Here is a 16,537-nt window from a genome sequence, read left to right as displayed (position 1 = left end):
CCAGGGTAGCGATGCCCGTGTGCGAGACTCGGACCGGACAGAATCCCCCGGCCGACGAGGTAGTGCAGTGGTGGCGACGGACTCCCAGGCGGGCGAGACGGCGGGTAGTTCCGCTTCTCCGAGCCTGTTCGCGCAGCTCGTTCGTTTCGGTCTCATCGGCGGTTTCTGCGCGCTGGTGGACTCCGGTATCTACTGGGCCCTGTTGCAGGCGGGCACGTGGGTGCACCTCGCGAAGGCGATCAGTTTCATCGCCGGCACCACGACGGCATATTTTCTCAACCGCCGGTTCACGTTCAAGGGTGCGCAAAGTGGCGGAGCGGCCAGGGTCGGCGGCTTCATGCTGCTTTACACGGTCACGTTCTTCGTCAACGTCGGTACCAACGCTCTGTCACTGGAACTTCTGCCGGCCGATCTGAGCTGGCGCGTCGCGCTCGCGTGGATCATCGCGCAGGGCACCGCAACGTCCATCAATTTCGTGATGTTGAAGTGGGTCGTGTTCCGCGAACCCCGGGTTTGATGGCCTTGTGATTGTCCTCGGCGGTGGCCTGTACCTTATCGGGCAAGCCCCAGCTTGAAATGTTTTCCTTGGAGGACTGAGGTCTGATGCCCGGTAAAGCCGCTCCGGCCACCGCACAACAGCCGGCCGCCAACGGCAAGGCCCCGGCTGCCGCGACGACGAGCGAGGAGCAGGCGCTGTTCTCCGAGCACACACCCCAGGGCAGGCTCCTCGCGCAGCGCGGTCTCTTCGCGGGGCCGTCCGATGTGGTGAGCAAGGACCTCTACTCCAGCATCACCGAGGGCGTCGCCTCCCGCGACCGCGAAAGCCTCACGCTGGAGCCCTCGGCCAAGGTGTCGGGCAACACCTACTTCGGCCGGTTCCCCGCCAGCTACTGGCAGCGCTGGACCAAGGTTGCCTCCGTGACCGTCGAGGCCGCCGTCACCGGCTCCGGTCAGCTGTCCGTGCGGGCCTCCGACGTCGAGGGCGTGTGGCGCACCGTCGCCGCCACGAAGGTCGACAACGCCAAGCAGCCGGGCACCGTCTCGCTCGAGGCCAAGCTGGACAAGTTCTACGACGGCGGCGCGCTGTGGCTCGACCTGGAGACCGAGGCCGGTGAGCGCCTGACCGTCTCCGACGTCCGCTGGACCGTCGAGCCGCCGGAGAAGGTGCGCCCGACCGCGGTGACCATCTGCACGATGAACCGCGCCGACGACTGCCTGGCGAACCTGAAGGCGCTGGCCGACTCGCTGCCCGCGCTCGACACGCTCGACGCCATCTACGTCGCCGACCAGGGCAACGACACCGTCGACTCGCGGGACGGCTTCGCCGAGGTCGCCGAGAAGCTCGGCACCAAGCTGCGCTACATCAAGCAGCCGAACCTCGGTGGCGCCGGCGGCTTCACCCGCGGCCTCTACGAGGTCGCGGGGCACACCGAGACCGAACACGCCAACGTGCTGTTCATGGACGACGACGTGCTGCTCGAGCCGGACCTCGTGATCCGGTTGACGGCGTTCTCCAACCGTGCGGCGAACCCGATGATCGTCGGCGGGCAGATGCTCAACCTGCTCCACCCGAACCAGCTGCACGTCGGCGCGGAGTACGCCCGGCTCAACACGCTGGAGCCCGGCCAGCCGGTGGCGCACAGCTTCAACACCGCCGACCTGCTCGGCGTCGACCACAACGGCAACCCGAAGCAGCAGGAGCGCCGCCTCGACGCCGGCTACAACGGCTGGTGGTCGTGCCTGATCCCGTACGAGGTGGTCAAGGAGATCGGCTACCCGATGCCGTTCTTCTTCCAGTGGGACGACGCGGAGTACAGCTACCGGGCCAAGGCCCACGGCTTCCCGACCGTGACGCTGCCGGGCGCGGGCGTGTGGCACGCGGACTTCCACTGGAAGGACTGGGACGAGTGGCACCGCTACTTCAACCTGCGTAACTCGATCATCACGGCCGCGCTGCACAGCCCGTTCGACCTGAACGTGCTCTCCCGGGTCCTCATGGCCCAGCTGGTGCGGTACCTGCTCGGCATGCAGTACGGACTCTCGGCGACCCTCATCAAGGCGGTCGAGGACTTCCTCGAGGGGCCGGAGATCCTGCACGACGGCGGTGTCGCCGCGATGAAGGAGATCCGCGAGATCCGGGCGCAGTACCCGGAGACCAAGCGGCACGCCGCCACCGACGTCCCCGGCATCGCGTCCAACGACATCGGCATCATCAACACGGCGCCAAGGCCCAGCATGCAGCGCGCGGTGCTGCTCAAGCGCGGTCTCAACCGCCTGCTCGGCAAGCACCGCTTCGCGCTCGGCGCCATCCCCAGCGACGAGGCCCACTGGTGGCACGTGTCGCTGTTCGAGACCGCGGTCGTCACCGACGCCTCCCAGGAGGGTGTGCGCGTCCGTCGCTACGACCGCGACCGGATGTTCGACCTGGCCAAGCGCGGCGTTCGCGTCGTGAACCGGCTCCGCAAGGAAGGCCATGCGGTGCAGGCGCAGTACAAGCGCGCCATGCCCGAGCTGACCAGCCGCGACAACTGGACGCGGCTCTACGAGCTGTGATCGCCGGGGTGGTGAGTGCCGGGGGGCACTCACCACCCCGGTGGTCCCAGTCTCGCCCGGCCGCTCAGTGCAGGCCGAAGACCTTTCCCCTGCGCTGCAGGTCGTCGACGTAGGCGACCGCGACGTGCGCGAAGTTCACCTGCAGGGTGACGTCCTCCTTGGTTCGAATGGGCTGGACGGAGCCGTGGTCGAGGTAGAGCGCGAGCTGCTCGGTGAGTTCGGCGACGGCGTCCGGGTGCACCGTGAACAGCAGCGGCTCGCCGCCGCTGACCAGGTGCAGGACCAGGGTGGATTTCTCATCGGACATGTAGTCCACAACAGCAGCCGGTGATCGTCACGGCAAGATTGGTTCGCTGACAGCGCAGCCTGAACCCCTGCTGCTAACGTGCATGCGCAGCACACGAGGGATTTCAGGGGGCACAGGGAAATGGCGCATTCGTTCTCGCTGTCATTGGTGGCGGCGGACATGCTGCTCGAGCACCTCAAACTGGGAAAAGCTCCGTTCCCTTTCCAGATCCCCCATATGGGCACCACACACGAGCAGCGCGCCCAGGTGCGCGAAGCCGTCTTCCGCGACCTCGAAGGCCGTGACCTGGTGCGACGCGGCCGTGTCGATGCCGACGTGCAACTCGCACTCGAGACGTTCGTCCGTTCGCCACTGGCGATCACGGCGGCGGCCCAGCTCGACAAGGGTGGCGAGCTGTTCGCGAGGGCGTCGTCGGACGGCCAGTTCGCGGTGGTCGTGAAACAGGACGGCAACCTGCTGAAGTTCGAGGAGTCGCGGCCGACGAACTTCGTCTCGGCGATCGTCGACCTGCTGCCCCTCACGCCCCCGGCGCCCGGCCAGTCGGTGACGGTGGCCAAACCGGCCCCGAGGCGTCCGCGCCACGCGGCAGGCGGCGCAGACGCCTATGACCCGTTCGCGAACGTCGCGGCGCCGCGCTCGCAGTCGGCGTCCCAGGAACGCGCGGTGGCCAGGCTGTTCGAGAAGCCGAAAACGGGAATCGGCCAGTTCACGCCCTTCGCCCTCGACCGCGACGGCAAGCCGGCGAACCTGGGCCTGCTGGCCTGGTTCGACACGGAGGACGGCCGCTACTTCTGCACGCAGCGCTCGGCGGAGGACGGCCAGCAGTGGCTGACCTACGCCCCGGGCGACAACGCCCGCCTGGCCCAGCAGCTGTACGCGCAGCTGGAGCCGTACCTGCAGCGGTGAAGGGAAGGCGGCACTGCTCCCGACCTGACCGACGACCAGCGGCTGGACGCCCGGTTGGAGGCATACCCGTAACCCTGATGGAACCGAACGGGGGCTGGCTGCGTCAGACCGCGGTCGTGGACGGTTTTTGGTGAACGCCCGCCGTGGTGGGTTGTCGCCTTGTAAACTGCCGTCGGACGACATAGGCGTGGATGCGCAGGCGAGATGAGGGGTAGCGATGCCGATCGCGTGGGAGGATGGCCAGTCCGATTCCGGAGCGGTCGGCGCCGGAGCCGGTGCCGCCATTGGCAAGTCGGTTTCCGCACTTGACACCAAGGCCGTCGGAGCCGCAAAGGCGGAGTCGCAGAAGCTGCTCAAGGCGGCGCACGACGGTGGCTTCCGGATCAGTCCCGAGGGTGTGCAGCCGCTGGAGCAGGCAGTGGCCGAGATGCAGACTCGGCTGCTTACGATTCAGCGTCGAACGGTCTTGATGCTCTCTCAGGCGCCCAAGCTGGGTGCGCATGAATACGGACACGCTGTGGCGGCGCACGATCAGCGAAGCGCGGCGGATTCTGTGGGATCAGCGGGAACTGTCTTGAAGCAGTTTTCCCAGGTCTTGGAGGATCTTCAAACGGCTCTGACGAAGGCCGTCGAGAACTATCACGAAGCCGAGAACTCAGCGGCCGACAGTGTTCGGTCAAGCTAGGACTGGACGGATGCGACACAAGATCTCACGTTTCTCAGCCGTTGCCGTGGTGCTGTCGGTTGTGTTGTTGTCCGCCTGCTCCGGGGAGGAACCGGGCGAGGCTCAGCCGGCGGGAACCGAGCCGTCGACCGCTGCCGAGTCGAGTGGTGCGCCTTCGGTGAGCGATTCGGTTGACAGTGGTGATGGTGACGCGCCGACGGTGGGCCTGGATCCGTGCTCGTTGCTCAGCCCCGAGGAGCTCAGCGAGTTCGGCCAGGTTGATAGCGCGGGACCTGAAAGTACGGGCGGAGCCCGAGCTTGTAGCTGGCAGACCGGTGTCGAGGCGGGCAATGACGGGTTCGCCGTCGGAATCGCGATTCGCGACTCCCAGGGCGTAAAAGACGCGGAGCCGATCGAGGGCAACCCGGTCAGGGCCGGTTCCATTGGTGACCGCGAGGTTGCCCAGATGCCGGGGCCTGGCGGTTGCATTGTCGCTCTTGGCGTGGGTGAGACCTCTCGTGTCGACGTCACTTTGAACGGGTTCAAATTCGACGACATGTGCGGCACGGTGTCCGAGATCGCCGAAATCGTTGAGCCGAAACTTCCCAAGGGGTGATCATGATGCCTACTGCACCGACGCCGCATTACACGCCGGAACAACTGGCTCAGATGGCGCCTGCCGAACGGCAGCAGCGGCTCACCGAGATGGAACAGGCCGGTGTCGACACCACCGGTTTGATGGGCATGATCAACCAGGTCGTGGCCACGGCGAAGGCCGGCAAGCAGGCTGACGAGATCGGCAACAACCGGGTCCAAGAGCTGTCGTCCGGCGAGGTGCAGTACGTCGAGGGCCTCCAGCCGTCGGGCGCCAACTACCCCGGCGTCGAGCACCAGGAGATGTCCCGCTACGTCACGGAGAACCTCGACGCGGGCCAGATCACCGAGGTCTCGACGGCTTACCACGAGCTGCACAGCATGTTCTCCGAGTTCGCCACTCAGCTGAAGGACGCCGTCGGCAAGTCGCAGCACGAGTGGGAGGGCAGTGCGGCCGACCAGGCGCACGGCTACTTCGACAGCCTCAGCACCTGGGCCGACGGCAACTCCAGCAATGCCCAGTTGGCTTCCGAGGTCATGTACCAGCAGTCGGAAGCCGCGACCACCGCCAAGAACAGCATGCCCGAAGAGGTGCCGTTCGACTGGAAGACCGAGATGGCGAAATGGGGGGGAAACCCCTTCACCATGGTCGACAGCATGAACAGCTCCATCGAGACCTACCAGCGCAACCAAGAGGCCCACAGCGAGGCCGCGCGGGTGATGACCCAGTACGACAACGACCTCTACGGGGCCGCGTCGAAGCAGCCCGTGTTCGCCGAGCCGCCGAAGTTCGGCGTCGGCAGCGGTGAGGGCACGGGGCTCAAGCCGCCCGGTACCGGTATCAACATGCCCGGCAACGGGGGCACCGAGGCGTCCGGGTTCAGCGGGGGCTCCGTTCCCGGCGGAGGCACCGTGCCCGGCGCCGGTGGCGGTGGCAGCTACGGCAGCGGTGGTGGCTCGATCGGTGGCGGCGGGAGCTCCGTTCCCACGCCCCTGCCGGCCGGCAACGTCACCGGGTCCACACCTCGCGGCACCAACCCGTCCGGGTACCGGCCGCCCACGGCCACGCCGCCGCGGATGCCCTCTCGAGGGGGCGGCAACAACGGCCTCAACGGGATGGGTGCGATGCCCATGGGGCCGATGGGCGGAGGCGGCATGGGTGGCGCCGGAGGGTCCGACTACTCCAGCAAGCTCGGTCGCGGTGGCGCCGGTGGCTTCGGCCCCGGCGGCAGCGGCTCCGGGGCGGGAGCGGCTCCCGGCGCGTCCTCCGGCGCGGCCAAGACCGGCATGGGGCCGATGGGCAGTGGCGCCGCCGCTCCCGGTGCCGCCGCCGCGGCCGGTGGCCGGGGTGCGGGCATGGCAGGCGGCATGGGTGGTGCCGGTCGCGGTGGCAAGGGCGAGGACGACGCCGAGCACCAGCGGCCCACCTACCTCGTCGAGGGTGACCCCGACGAGGTGTTCGGCACCGACATGCGCACCGCGCCGCCCGTGATCGGCGAGTAGGACCACACGCGAAAGGGCCCCGAGCGAAGGCGCTCGGGGCCCTTTTTTGTACAAGTCTCAGTAGCGGAAGAAGCGTTCCTTGCGGCCCTGCCGCACCAGGCGCAGCCACTGCACGAACGCCTTCGGGTCGCGCTTCACACCCACGAAGTACAGGCCGAAGCGCAGCACCTCCAGCGCGCCGATCTTGCGCATCCCCGGCTGCGACAGCAGGTAGCCGCGGTTGCGGTAGGTGTAGTACCGCTTCACCTCGTTCTCGGGGTCCTGCGCGTGGAACCGGCCGCCCAGCATCGGCTTGAACTCGTCCGAGCCGTTCGGGTGCAGGTAGGCCGTGCGCAGCGAAGTGCCGAACGGCAGGCCCGAGCGCACCAGCCTGCGGTGCAGCTCCACCTCGTCGCCCCGGAAGAACAACCGCAGGTCCGGGACACCCGTGACCTCCAGCGTCGACGCGCGGAACAGGGCGCCGTTCATCAGCGACGCGATACCGGGCAGGAAGTCGCTGCCCAGCTCCGCCGACGAGCGCTTCCACGTGAGTCCCCGGCGCAGCGGGAACGCGAGCCGCTCCGGCTCGTCGATGTTGACCACCATCGGCGAGACCTCGGCGAGGTCGCGTTGGTTGGCTTCGTCGAGCAGCACCTGCAGCACGTTCTCGTCGGCCGGCCTGCCGTCGTCGTCGGCGAGCCACACCCAGTCGGCGCCCAGCGCCAGCGCGTGCAGCATGCCCAGCGCGAAACCGCCCGCGCCGCCGAGGTTGTGGTGCGACGGCAAGTAGGTGGCGGGCAGCGAGTAGGCGTCCACCACGTCCTTGGCCGGCAGGTCCGGACCGTTGTCGACCACGATCAGGTGGTCGACGGGCCGGGTCTGCGCCTCGATGACCTTCAGGGAGTCGGCGAGCAGCTCCCGCCGGTGGCGGGTGACCACCACGGCGACGACGGCGCCTTCCGGCAACGGCTCCTTGGCGGACACGTCAGTCGCCGCTCAGCGCAGGTGCTTCGAGGCGCTCCAGCGTCTCCTTGCTGACGTTCGAGTACGGGTCCCTGCCCTTGTAGGCGGTGAGGACCTCGCGCAGGGAGCCCTGCATCTTCATCCGGCCCTCGTCCATCCAGATGGCCGAGGTGCACAGTTCCAGCAGCAGGTCGTCCTGGTGGGAGGCGAACACCAGCAGGCCCGAGCGCTTCACCAGGTCGACGAGGCGGTCGCGGGCCTTGTTGAGGAACGCCGCGTCGACTGCGCCGATGCCCTCGTCGAGCAGCAGGATCTCCGGGTCGATGGACGTGACCACACCCAGTGCCAGCCGGACGCGCATACCGGTGGAGTAGGTGCGCAGCGGCATCGCCAGGTAGTCGCCGAGCTCGGTGAACTCGGCGATGTCGTCGACGCGCTTCTCCATCTGCTTGCGCGTCATGCCCAGGTAGAGACCACGGACCATGATGTTCTCGTAGCCCGAGATCTCCTGGTCCATACCGACGCCGAGGTCGAAGACGGGCGCCACGCGGCCCCGGACCCTCGCGGCACCGCGCGTGGGCTCGTAGATGCCGGAGAGCAGCCGCAGCAGCGTGGACTTGCCCGCGCCGTTGTGGCCGACGAGGCCGATCCGGTCGCCGCTGTTGATCGACACGTTGATGTCGTGCAGTGCCTCGATGATGGGCACCTTGCTGTCGGTGCCGATCTTGCCGCCGACCTTGCCCAGCACCCGCTTCTTCAGTGAGCGGGTCTTCGCGTCGAAGATGGGGAAGTCGACGGACGCGTTCCACACGTCAATGCTGATCATCTTGTCGTCACACCCAATACGAGACGCGGGCACGGTAGTTGCGCAGCACCAGCAGTGCCAGTAGCCAGCCGACGACGGTGAAGGCGCCGACGATCGCCCAGTGGTGCCAGCTCTGCTCGTTGCCGATGAGCGGGGCGCGCAGGAGCTGGATGAAGTGGTACAGCGGGTTCAGTTCGGCCACGAGATCTCGCCAGCCGACGCTCTCGCCGAACTTGTCCCTGAGAATGTCGGTGGACCAGACGATCGGCGTCATGAAGAACAGCAGGTTGATCAGGCTGGTGACGACCTGCGGGATGTCGCGGAAGCGCGTGGACGCGATGCCGAACAGCAGCACCACCCAGCCCGCGTTCACCGCGATGAGCGCGAACGCCGGGATCGCCAGCAGCACGCCCCAGTTCAGGCCCGGCTGCGGCATGCCGCCCTCGGTGATCGAGTAGTCCGGCGTGGTCACCGAACCCCAGAAGATCGCGATGACGATGAAGTAGATGATCATGTTGTGGGCGAACATGATGCTCTGCCGCCACACGGTGCGCAGCACGTACACCGACAGCGGTGCCGGCAGGTGCTTGATCAGCCCTTCGTTGGAGATGAAGGTGTCCGTACCTTCCGTCAGGCACCCCAGGATGAAGTTCCAGACGATGAAGCCCGTGGTGATGTAGGGCAGGAACGTGCCGATCTCGGCGTCGAACAGCTGTGAGTACAGCAGCCCGAGGCCGAGCGCGGTGATACCCATGCTCAGCGTGATCCACAAGGGACCGAGGACGGAGCGCCGGTACCGCTGCTTGATGTCCTGCCAGGCCAGGTGTCCCCACAGCTCGCGCTGCCGGGCGCCGGCGGACAGATCGGCCAGCGCGCGCTTGAGCGTGCGGCTGTCCGAGGCGGGCGGTCCCGAGCTCATCGTGGACGTTTCCGTTGAGTCGACGGTGCTTGTGGCGTGCACGAGATACGAGGGTACTGGCGACGGATGACGGCGATCGCGCGCGTCCGCTTCAGCACGCGTGGACGGTCCACTTCGCCCGAAAACCGCCTCACTGACCCGTCGTTGATCGGTCGCGCTGCCCCATTCGGAGCACTCGGTAGCTGTGCGTGTACGCCTTGCGCACTGCCGGTGTGGTGATAGCTTGCCTCGACATGGAGAGCGACGTCCGGGCGCCGAGTCTGCTCACGAGCCTGCTCGAGTCGTACGCGGATCGGCCGCGGCCGCGCTCGGTCGCCGTGGTCGGCAACCAGCCGCTCGCCGCCGATGAGCAGCGGGCCAAGACCATCGATTCCTGTGACCTCGTGCTGCGCGTCAACGGGTTCGTGTGCGATGAGCCGGGCGCTCCGCCCGCCGTCGGGAACCGGACCCACGTCGTGGTGTTCAACCGGGCCCTGCGCGCCACCAAGTGGGTCTTCGCCGACTACCGTTGGCGCCTCTACCTGCTGGTCGAGCCGGGCAGACTGCACTGGGAGCCCGACAACATCCCGCAGTGGTGGCCCGCCGACCTCGGCTTCGTCCCGGTGTCGAACAGCGAGGTGACTCTTCCGCTGTCGCAGGCGCTCGACCTGCCGACGAGCACGGAGGGTTTCTGGGCGACGACGGGCACGATGGCCGCGTGGATCGCGCGGACCGCGTTTCCCGACGCTGAGTTGGTGCTCACCGGATTCTCGTTCATCGACGACCCGCACCAGACCTCCTGGGAGCACGCGGCGGGAGATTCGTGCATCGTGGGACCCGAGCACCAGATCGCCGCCGAGGGAAGATTGCTGGCGTCGTGGACGACGACCGGCAACACCACGTTCCTCCGCTGACCGACCCGACCCGAAGGACACCGTGCGATGGCGTCAGTGAACCCGTTGAGAAAGCTTCGCGCGAGCGCAGGCACGAGGCTCGCCAGGCTGATCGACTACCGCGTCGAGGAGCGACTGCGCCCGTTCGTCGAGCGGCTCGAGCAGCTGCACCGTCTCGACCGGCACGCCGACCGCCTCACCGAGCAGGAGAACTGCACCAACGACCACCGGCGCAGACTGGCGGAGCTGGAGGCGGGGCTCGAGGACGCACGCGGTCACCTGCGCTGGACGCGCGGCGAGGTGGAACGCCTCGTGCCGCACGTCGCGGCGCAGGAGGGCCGGCTGGAGGACCTGCGCGCCAAGCTCGCGCTGGCGCCGTCGGCCGACAAGCCGGAGCTCGCCGAGGCCCGCACCCTGATCGAGGAGGTGCAGCGCCAGCACGCCCAGGTGCGCGTGCGCCTCACCGGCATCGCGCAGTACGAGGAGCGGCTGCGCAGGCTCGAGGACCGCGCGGGCGCCGCGGGGTGACCGAGGCCCCGCTGACGGTCCGCGAGGCCACCGAGGGCGATGCGGAGCTGCTGCTCGCCTGGCGCAACGATCCCGGGACGCGGCGGTGGTCGCGCGCCGGTGAGGTCGTGGCGCTCGAGGACCACATGCGCTGGCTCGAGGGCGTGCTGGCCTCGCCAGACCGGCTGCTGTTCGTCGCCGAGGAGGGCGGGCCCGTGGGGACCGTCCGGTTCGACGTCGTGGAAGGCGAGTCCGTGGGCACCTGGGAGGTCAGCATCACCGTCGCGCCAGGGAGCCGGGGCAGGGGCCTGGCCGGGCGCGTGCTCGCCGCGGGGGAGCGCGAGCTGCGCGGGCTGCGCTCCGCGCGCCGGGTGCTCGCCACCGTCCACGAGGACAACGTGGCGTCGCTCGCCCTGTTCGGCAGGGCGGGCTACGCCGTCACCCCGGAGCCAGGGCCGTTCCGCGTGCTCGCCAAGTCACTGGAGAATGCGTAGCCATGTCCGTCCGCATCGGTAAGCACGAGATCGGGCCCGAGCACCCGCCGTTCGTCATCGCGGAGGTGTCGGGCAACCACAACGGCGAGCTCGACCGCGCGCTGGCGATCGTCGACGCCGTGGCCGCCACCGGCGCGCAGGCCGTGAAGCTCCAGACCTACCGGCCCGACACGATCACGATCGACGTGGACGGCCCCGCGTTCCGGCTGAGCGACGAGCACGAGCTGTGGGGCGGGCAGAACCTCTACCAGCTCTACGAGCGCGCGCACACGCCGTGGGAGTGGCACGAGCCGCTGTTCCGCAGGGCCCGTGAGCACGGGCTCGAGGTGTTCTCCAGCCCGTTCGACCCGACCGCCGTGGAACTGCTGGAGTCGCTCGACGCGCCCGCGTACAAGATCGCGTCGTCGGAGATCGTCGACCTGCCGCTGATCGAGCTGTGCGCGCGCACCGGCAAGCCGCTGGTGATCTCCACGGGCATGGCGTCGGTCGCCGAGATCGACGCGGCCGTGCGCACCGCGCGCGAGGCGGGCAACGACCAGCTGATCGTGCTCGGCTGCACCGCGAGCTACCCGGCGGCGCCGGAGGAGAGCAACCTGCGCGGACTGCCGGTGCTGGCCTCTGTCACGGACTCGCTGGTTGGCCTCTCCGATCACACGCCCGGCCTCGGCGCGCCGGTGGCGGCTGTGGCGCTGGGCGCGTGCGCCATCGAGAAGCACGTCACCCTCAGCCGCGACGACGGCGGCGTCGACTCCGCGTTCTCCCTCGAACCCGCCGAGCTGGCCGCGCTGGTCACCGAGACCAGGCGCGCCTGGCAGGCACTGGGCAGGCCCGTGATCGGGCCGAAGGACAGCGAGCGCGAGGGCCTGCGCCTGCGCCGCTCGCTCTACGTCGTGGAGGACGTGCGTGCGGGCGAGGCGGTGACCGAGCGCAACGTCCGGTCGATCCGGCCCGCTGGCGGGCTCGCGCCGGCCGAGATCACGACGGTGCTGGGCCGCAGCTTCCGCGTCGACGCACCCAAGGGCACGCCGCTGACCTGGGACCTTCTCTGAGCGCCCACTGATCACGCGGGGCCTTTCGGCCCTGGGGCCGCCGCGTCCGGCGTGCGACTCTGCGACTCACCTGGGGGTTGAGCCAGGAGGTCGCGGATGGCCACCAGCGCACCAGCGGGACCGCTCGAACGGCTCGGCAGACACTGCGCGCGCCATCCGTGGCCTGTGCTGCTGATCTGGCTGGTGGTGCTGGCGGGGGCCACGGTCGGTACGCACGTGGTCGGCGACGCCTACAGCGACGACTTCTCCATCTCCAGCACCCAGTCCGGCCAGGGCAGCCAGGTGCTCGTCGAGCACGGCGTGACGCGCAGTGCGGACTCCGCCCGCATCGTCTTCGAGACCGGTTCGGGCTCCCTCAGCTCGCAGCGGAACGTGATCGAGCAGGCGGTCGGCTCCGTTCGCGGGGTCGACCACGTGCTGGCCGCATCCGATCCGTTCGCGCAGGGGGCGGTGTCACCCAGCGGCAGGGTCGCCTTCACGACCGTCCAGTTCAACGCCGATCCGGGTTCGATCGGCACCAGCCTCGTCGACGCCGTCGACACCGCGACGAATCCGGTGCGGGCGGCAGGCGTCTCCGTCTTCTACGCGGGCAGCCTCGGCCAGGCCGCCGAACCGGAGAACGCCGACCGCACGTCCGAGGCGATCGGCATCGGGGTCGCGATCATCGTGCTGCTGCTCGCGTTCGGCAGCGTGCTCGCCGCGGGCCTGCCGATCGCGACGTCGGTGGTGGGCGTGTTCACCGGCGTCGGTCTGCTGGGGCTGCTGGCCAGCCAGGTCCAGTTCGCCACCACCGCGCCCACGCTCGCGATCATGATCGGGCTCGGCGTCGGCATCGACTACGCGCTGTTCCTCACCACGCGGCACCGGCAGCTGCTGATGGACGGTGTGGATCCGGCGACCGCGGCGGGACGCACGGTGTCGGGCAGCGGCCGCTCGGTGCTGATCGCGGCGACGACCGTGGTGATCGCGCTGCTCGGGCTGTTCGCCGTCGGGGTCAGCTTCATCGGCAAACTGGGGCTCGCCGCCGCGATCACCGTGATCACGGCCGCGTGCACCGCGGTGACGCTGGTGCCCGCGTTGCTCGGGCTGGCCGGCCGCCGGATCGACCGGCTGCACGTCCGCAAACCCGTGGCCGAGGCACCGGCGAAGGGCTCGACCGACACGTGGCAGCGCTACGCGGGCGGCCTCGTGCGGCACCCGTGGCTCGCGTTGTGCGGTGGCGTCGTGGTGGCGGGGGTGCTGGCCATCCCGGCGTTCTCGATGCAGCTCGGGCACATCGACCAGGGCGCCGATCCGCAGGGCAGCACCACGCGCGAGGCCTACGACGCGCTCGCGGGCGGCTTCGGCACCGGCGTGAACGGGCAGTTCACGGTGGCCGTGGTGCTGCGCGACCCCGGCCAGGACGGCAACCTCGCCCAGCGGCTCCAGCAGGCGCTCGCCGGGACCGACGACGTCGCCTCGGCCAGCCCGCCGACGCTCAGCCAGGACGGTGCGGTCCTGGTCTCCACGGTCACACCCGCCTCTGCGCCGCAGGACACCGCGACCGACGACCTGCTGCACACGCTCAGGGACCAGACCCTGCCGAACGTGCTCGGTGGCACCGGAGCGCAGAGCTACGTCACCGGCCAGACGGCGGGCCAGCTGGACTTCCGCGACATCGCCGCGGCCAGACTGCCGCTGATCATCGGCATCGTCGTAGGAGCGGCGTTCGTGCTGCTGCTGGTGTCCTTCCGGAGCCCGGTCCTCGCGCTCAAGGCCGCGGTGCTGAACCTGCTGTCCATCGCGGCCGCCTACGGCGTGATCGTCGCCGTGTTCCAGTGGGGCTGGGGCGGGTCGTTCTTCGGCGTCTCCGAGTCGGTGCCGATCGAGTCCTACGTCCCGATGATCATGTTCGCGATCGTCTTCGGCCTGTCGATGGACTACGAGGTGTTCCTGCTCTCCCGCGTCCACGAGGCGTGGCGCAAGACCGGCGACAGCCATTCCAGCGTCGTCACCGGCCTCGCCGTCACGGCGCGGGTGATCAGCTCGGCGGCGTTGATCATGATGTCGGTGTTCTTCGCGTTCCTGCTCGCCGACAGCGTCGTGATCAAGATGCTGGCGCTGGGCCTCGGGGTGAGCGTGCTGATCGATGCCACGATCATCCGGCTGATCATCGTGCCCACCGCGATGTTCCTGCTCGGCGACCGCTGCTGGTGGCTGCCGGGCTGGCTCGACCGCGTGCTGCCGCACCTGGAGCCCGAACCCGAGCCGCGAACCCCTAGGCCCCGAAGAACGACCGCACGGACGTGATCACGCGGTCCACATCGGAGTCGGTGAGATCCGGGAACAGCGGCAGCGACAGCTGTTCCGCGTAGTAGCGCTCCGCGTTCGGGCACAGCCCGCGCCGGTAGCCGAGGTCTTCGAACACCGGGTGCCAGTACACGGGCACGTAGTTGACCTGCACGCCGATGCCGAGCCCGCGCAGGTGCTCGAACAGTGCCCTGCGCCTGCCGTCGAGCACCCGCAGCGAGTACAGGTGCCACATCGGGTCGGCGCCGTCGCGGGTCACCGGGGTGCGCACGCCGTCGAGGTCGGCCAGCGCTTTGTCGTAGCGCGTGTGGATCTCCGCGCGGCGGCGCTTGAACGCGGCCAGCCGCCGCAGCTGGCTGCTGCCGAGCGCGCACAGCACGTCCGGCAGGCGGTAGTTGAGGCCGAAGGCGTGCACCTCCTGGTGCCAGCCGCCCTCGTCGGGGTTGCGCTGCTCGGAGCGATCGCGCACGAGGCCGTGGTTGCGAAACGCCCTGGCGCGCGCGAGCAGCTCCTCCGACGCGCTCACCACGGCTCCGCCCTCGGCCGTGGTCAGGTTCTTCGTCGCGAAGAACGAGAACGTCGTGAGATCGGCCAGCGAGCCGATCGGCCTGCCGCGCCACGAGCCGCCGATCGAGTGCGCCGCGTCCTCCAGCAGCAGCACCTCGGCCGAGTCGGCCAGCGTGCGCAGCTCGTCCAGCTCGGCGGGGTGGCCCGCGTAGTCGACGGCGGCGAGCACCTTCGTGCGGCTCGTCAGCGCCGCACGAGCGGCCGCGGGGTCGAGGTTGGCGGTGTCGGGTTCGACGTCGGCGAAGACGACCTTCGCGCCGTGCAGCGCCGCGCCCGCCGCGGTGGCGACGAACGTCATCGGGCTGGTCACCACCTCGTCGCCCGGCCCGACGCCCGCCGCCGCGTAGGCCACGTGCAGCGCCGCCGTTCCCGAGGTGACCGCCACCGCCGGGGTTCCGCCCGTGTGCTCGGCGAGGTCGGCCTCGAACCGGCTCACCGCGGGGCCTGTCGTGAGCCAGTCGCCGCGCAGCACCTCGGCGACGGCGGCGAGGTCGTCGTCACCCATCGACTGGCGCCCGTAGGGCAGGAACGGCTCACTCATGTTCGGCGATCAGCTCCTGCAGCTGGTCGGTGTCGAGCCAGAGGTCGTTGGTGTCCGAGCGGTAGGCGAAGCCGTCCTCCACGGCGACTCCGCGCTCGGGCGGCTCGTAGCCCCAGCCCGCGATGTGCGGCTGCACCACGTAGCGGTCCTCGAGCCGCACCGTCCGGCGCGCGTCGTCCGGGGCGATCATCTCCTCGTGCAGCTTCTCGCCGGGCCGGATGCCGACCTCGTGCATCGGGCTGCCCGGCGCGATCGCCTGTGCCAGGTCGACGAGCCGCATGCTCGGGATTCTCGGGACGTAGAGCTCGCCGCCGTTCATCTGGTCGAACGAGTCGACCACGAACCGCACCGCCTGCGGCAGCGTGATCCAGAAGCGGGTCATCTCCTTGTGCGTGATCGGCAGCGACTCACCCTGCTCGGCGAGTGAGCGGAAGAACGGGATGACACTGCCGCGCGAGCCCATAACGTTGCCGTAGCGCACCACGGCGAAGCGGGTCGGGTGCGTCGCCGCGTAGTGGTTGGCGCTGATGAACATGCGGTCGGCACACAGTTTGGTGGCGCCATAGAGGTTGATCGGGCTCGACGCCTTGTCGGTGGACAGCGCCACGACCTTGCGCACGCCGGAGTCGATGGCGGCCTCGATCACGTTCTGCGAGCCGACCACGTTGGTCTGGACGAACTCGAACGGGTTGTACTCGCCGGTGTCCACCTGCTTGAGCGCCGCGGCGTGCACCACGTAGTCGACGCCGTGCATCGCGCGCTCGAGCCTGCGCCGGTCGCGGACGTCGCCGATGAACCACCGCAGCCGCGGGTCGTCACCGAACTGCCTGCGGACCTCGTACTGCTTCAGCTCGTCGCGTGAGAGCACGACCAGCCTGCGCGGGTTCAGCTCGGCGAGCGCGTGGGTGATGAACGCTTTTCCGAACGAGCCCGTACCACCGGTGAGCAGGATGCTCGCCCCGTCGAGCTCGGTCATGGGTTACCTCCGCGTTGCAGACGTTCGACTTCCGGCCATCATGTCACCC

General features: G+C 69.1%; 17 protein-coding genes. 11 read left to right on the top strand and 6 right to left on the bottom strand.

What is annotated here, in order from left to right; genetic code table 11:
- Positions 1–67 precede the first annotated feature (67 nt).
- Positions 68–517 carry a GtrA family protein gene (locus tag JHE00_RS08495; protein ID WP_200316700.1) on the top strand — a complete coding sequence of 150 codons (450 nt, stop codon included), beginning with the start codon at positions 68–70 and terminating at the stop codon, positions 515–517.
- An 86-nt stretch (positions 518–603) separates the two neighbouring features.
- The gene (locus tag JHE00_RS08490; protein ID WP_200316699.1) at positions 604–2,553 is read left to right on the top strand and encodes a glycosyltransferase; all 1,950 of its coding nucleotides are present in this window, start codon (positions 604–606) and stop codon (positions 2,551–2,553) included.
- 64 nt (positions 2,554–2,617) lie between these two features.
- Here the strand turns inward: JHE00_RS08490 and JHE00_RS08485 are convergent, their stop codons facing one another.
- Positions 2,618–2,860, bottom strand: coding sequence for a hypothetical protein (locus tag JHE00_RS08485; RefSeq protein WP_200316697.1), 243 nt, complete (start codon positions 2,858–2,860; stop codon positions 2,618–2,620).
- Between the two features lie 120 nt (positions 2,861–2,980).
- Between JHE00_RS08485 and JHE00_RS08480 the strand changes: the two genes are divergently transcribed.
- The 4 genes from JHE00_RS08480 (at position 2,981) to JHE00_RS35545 (ending at position 6,527) form a co-directional block, all read left to right on the top strand.
- A complete protein-coding gene (locus tag JHE00_RS08480; RefSeq protein WP_200316695.1) occupies positions 2,981–3,766 on the top strand; it encodes an ESX secretion-associated protein EspG in 786 nt (261 codons plus the stop codon).
- A gap of 217 nt (positions 3,767–3,983) precedes the next feature.
- Positions 3,984–4,451, top strand: coding sequence for an alpha/beta hydrolase (locus tag JHE00_RS08475; RefSeq protein WP_230423171.1), 468 nt, complete (start codon positions 3,984–3,986; stop codon positions 4,449–4,451).
- A 10-nt stretch (positions 4,452–4,461) separates the two neighbouring features.
- Complete coding sequence (locus JHE00_RS08470; protein ID WP_200316693.1) at positions 4,462–5,046, top strand: DUF3558 domain-containing protein; 585 nt, start codon at positions 4,462–4,464, stop codon at positions 5,044–5,046.
- Positions 5,047–5,048: 2 nt separating this feature from the next.
- The gene (locus JHE00_RS35545; protein ID WP_268958251.1) at positions 5,049–6,527 is read left to right on the top strand and encodes a hypothetical protein; all 1,479 of its coding nucleotides are present in this window, start codon (positions 5,049–5,051) and stop codon (positions 6,525–6,527) included.
- Between the two features lie 57 nt (positions 6,528–6,584).
- Here the strand turns inward: JHE00_RS35545 and glfT1 are convergent, their stop codons facing one another.
- From glfT1 to wzm, 3 genes are read right to left on the bottom strand one after another with little or no spacing between them, the layout of a single operon-like run.
- Positions 6,585–7,490: a galactofuranosyltransferase GlfT1 gene (glfT1, locus tag JHE00_RS08460; RefSeq protein WP_307831858.1), complete on the bottom strand. Its 906-nt coding sequence runs from the start codon at positions 7,488–7,490 to the stop codon at positions 6,585–6,587.
- 1 nt (position 7,491) lies between these two features.
- Positions 7,492–8,295 carry a galactan export ABC transporter ATP-binding subunit Wzt/RfbE gene (gene wzt, locus JHE00_RS08455; protein ID WP_200316691.1) on the bottom strand — a complete coding sequence of 268 codons (804 nt, stop codon included), beginning with the start codon at positions 8,293–8,295 and terminating at the stop codon, positions 7,492–7,494.
- Between the two features lie 7 nt (positions 8,296–8,302).
- Positions 8,303–9,193, bottom strand: a complete 891-nt coding sequence (wzm, locus tag JHE00_RS08450; RefSeq protein WP_200318261.1) for a galactan export ABC transporter permease subunit Wzm/RfbD — start codon at positions 9,191–9,193, stop codon at positions 8,303–8,305.
- Positions 9,194–9,426: 233 nt separating this feature from the next.
- On the opposite strand from wzm, the gene JHE00_RS08445 reads away from it, so the two are divergent.
- From JHE00_RS08445 to JHE00_RS08425, 5 genes are all read left to right on the top strand, one after another.
- The gene (locus tag JHE00_RS08445) at positions 9,427–10,086 is read left to right on the top strand and encodes a glycosyltransferase family 29 protein (protein WP_200316689.1); all 660 of its coding nucleotides are present in this window, start codon (positions 9,427–9,429) and stop codon (positions 10,084–10,086) included.
- A gap of 27 nt (positions 10,087–10,113) precedes the next feature.
- Entirely contained in the window at positions 10,114–10,593 is a 480-nt protein-coding gene (locus JHE00_RS08440; protein WP_200316687.1) for a hypothetical protein, read from the top strand.
- On the top strand, positions 10,590–11,066 hold the full coding sequence (locus JHE00_RS08435; RefSeq protein WP_307831857.1) for a GNAT family N-acetyltransferase: 477 nt from the start codon (positions 10,590–10,592) through the stop codon (positions 11,064–11,066). The genes JHE00_RS08440 and JHE00_RS08435 overlap by 4 nt, the downstream gene beginning before the upstream one ends.
- Before the next feature lie 2 nt (positions 11,067–11,068).
- The gene (gene pseI / locus JHE00_RS08430; protein ID WP_200316685.1) at positions 11,069–12,115 is read left to right on the top strand and encodes a pseudaminic acid synthase; all 1,047 of its coding nucleotides are present in this window, start codon (positions 11,069–11,071) and stop codon (positions 12,113–12,115) included.
- A gap of 96 nt (positions 12,116–12,211) precedes the next feature.
- Positions 12,212–14,404: an MMPL family transporter gene (locus JHE00_RS08425; protein ID WP_200316683.1), complete on the top strand. Its 2,193-nt coding sequence runs from the start codon at positions 12,212–12,214 to the stop codon at positions 14,402–14,404.
- Here the strand turns inward: JHE00_RS08425 and JHE00_RS08420 are convergent.
- Positions 14,373–15,512, bottom strand: coding sequence for a DegT/DnrJ/EryC1/StrS family aminotransferase (locus JHE00_RS08420; protein WP_200316681.1), 1,140 nt, complete (start codon positions 15,510–15,512; stop codon positions 14,373–14,375). The two genes, JHE00_RS08425 and JHE00_RS08420, sit on opposite strands and share 32 nt — an antisense overlap.
- Complete coding sequence (gene pseB, locus JHE00_RS08415) at positions 15,505–16,488, bottom strand: UDP-N-acetylglucosamine 4,6-dehydratase (inverting) (protein WP_200316679.1); 984 nt, start codon at positions 16,486–16,488, stop codon at positions 15,505–15,507. Before pseB ends, JHE00_RS08420 begins: the two co-directional genes overlap by 8 nt.
- Positions 16,489–16,537 lie beyond the last annotated feature (49 nt).

The organism is Prauserella cavernicola, from assembly GCF_016595675.1.
Taxonomy (GTDB): domain Bacteria; phylum Actinomycetota; class Actinomycetes; order Mycobacteriales; family Pseudonocardiaceae; genus Prauserella_A; species Prauserella_A cavernicola.
This window is presented reverse-complemented; position numbering and strand designations above follow the sequence as displayed.

Excerpts from the sequence above, each read along its gene's own strand:
- JHE00_RS08490 (WP_200316699.1), top strand. The coding sequence starts at position 604 with ATGCCCGGTAAAGCCGCTCCGGCCACCGCACAACAGCCGGCCGCCAAC.
- JHE00_RS08485 (WP_200316697.1), bottom strand. The coding sequence starts at position 2,860 with ATGTCCGATGAGAAATCCACCCTGGTCCTGCACCTGGTCAGCGGCGGC.
- JHE00_RS08480 (WP_200316695.1), top strand. The coding sequence starts at position 2,981 with ATGGCGCATTCGTTCTCGCTGTCATTGGTGGCGGCGGACATGCTGCTC.
- JHE00_RS08475 (WP_230423171.1), top strand. The coding sequence starts at position 3,984 with ATGCCGATCGCGTGGGAGGATGGCCAGTCCGATTCCGGAGCGGTCGGC.
- JHE00_RS08470 (WP_200316693.1), top strand. The coding sequence starts at position 4,462 with ATGCGACACAAGATCTCACGTTTCTCAGCCGTTGCCGTGGTGCTGTCG.
- JHE00_RS35545 (WP_268958251.1), top strand. The coding sequence starts at position 5,049 with ATGATGCCTACTGCACCGACGCCGCATTACACGCCGGAACAACTGGCT.
- wzt (WP_200316691.1), bottom strand. The coding sequence starts at position 8,295 with ATGATCAGCATTGACGTGTGGAACGCGTCCGTCGACTTCCCCATCTTC.
- wzm (WP_200318261.1), bottom strand. The coding sequence starts at position 9,193 with ATGAGCTCGGGACCGCCCGCCTCGGACAGCCGCACGCTCAAGCGCGCG.
- JHE00_RS08445 (WP_200316689.1), top strand. The coding sequence starts at position 9,427 with ATGGAGAGCGACGTCCGGGCGCCGAGTCTGCTCACGAGCCTGCTCGAG.
- JHE00_RS08440 (WP_200316687.1), top strand. The coding sequence starts at position 10,114 with ATGGCGTCAGTGAACCCGTTGAGAAAGCTTCGCGCGAGCGCAGGCACG.
- pseI (WP_200316685.1), top strand. The coding sequence starts at position 11,069 with ATGTCCGTCCGCATCGGTAAGCACGAGATCGGGCCCGAGCACCCGCCG.
- JHE00_RS08425 (WP_200316683.1), top strand. The coding sequence starts at position 12,212 with ATGGCCACCAGCGCACCAGCGGGACCGCTCGAACGGCTCGGCAGACAC.
- JHE00_RS08420 (WP_200316681.1), bottom strand. The coding sequence starts at position 15,512 with ATGAGTGAGCCGTTCCTGCCCTACGGGCGCCAGTCGATGGGTGACGAC.
- pseB (WP_200316679.1), bottom strand. The coding sequence starts at position 16,488 with ATGACCGAGCTCGACGGGGCGAGCATCCTGCTCACCGGTGGTACGGGC.